The organism is Mesorhizobium sp. M7A.F.Ca.US.002.01.1.1 (assembly GCF_004022955.1).
GTDB lineage: Bacteria > Pseudomonadota > Alphaproteobacteria > Rhizobiales > Rhizobiaceae > Mesorhizobium > Mesorhizobium ciceri.
The window spans coordinates 1-519 of record NZ_RZQE01001038.1 but is presented as its reverse complement, the minus strand read 5'-3'; the positions used below and the strand labels follow the sequence as shown (position 1 = coordinate 519).

Genomic DNA, 519 nt, shown 5'->3' with positions numbered 1-519 from the left:
GTAAAGAGGCAGATCCCTGAAGGCGATTTCCGTCATTTCAAGTTCCGGAGGAGCCAGTTGAACGAGCGCCTTCGCGAGCTTGCGGTTGATGGATTCCCGGGCAAGACTTCCGATGAGGTAGCCGACTTTGTGTATGGCCATGACACGCTCTCCGTGTTTGCCACCCGCACTCTATGGCATTATCCGCCAGATGGCAGCAGATCGCCAGCGTCGCCTCAAAATCGGCCTTCCGAACAAAAATATTGCGCCGATCCCCCTTGTTATGAAACCGTGTGCCCCGACTGGCCGTTGAAGCCATGCTCATATGCGGTCATCGCGTTTCGGTTCATAGCTAGGGGTTCCACAATGTTTTCAGTCAAGTTTCTGGCCGGCGCGGCATTGGCGCTCGGCATCACGGTGGCTTCCGCCAATGCCCAGGTGGTTGTCTCTTCGAAGATCGACACCGAGGGCGGCGTGCTCGGCAACATCATCCAGCTCGTCCTCAACGCCAACAACATCAAGACATCAGACCGTATCCAG

Annotated in this window: 2 pseudogenes; one reads left to right on the top strand and one right to left on the bottom strand. The window is 56.3% G+C overall.

The window, feature by feature from the left end:
• Window positions 1-141 (bottom strand): annotated as a pseudogene (locus EN932_RS37580) (ACP phosphodiesterase); the annotation flags it as partial.
• Window positions 142-345: 204 nt separating this feature from the next.
• On the opposite strand from EN932_RS37580, the pseudogene EN932_RS39430 reads away from it, so the two are divergent.
• Window positions 346-519: pseudogene (locus tag EN932_RS39430) on the top strand (ABC transporter substrate-binding protein); the annotation flags it as partial.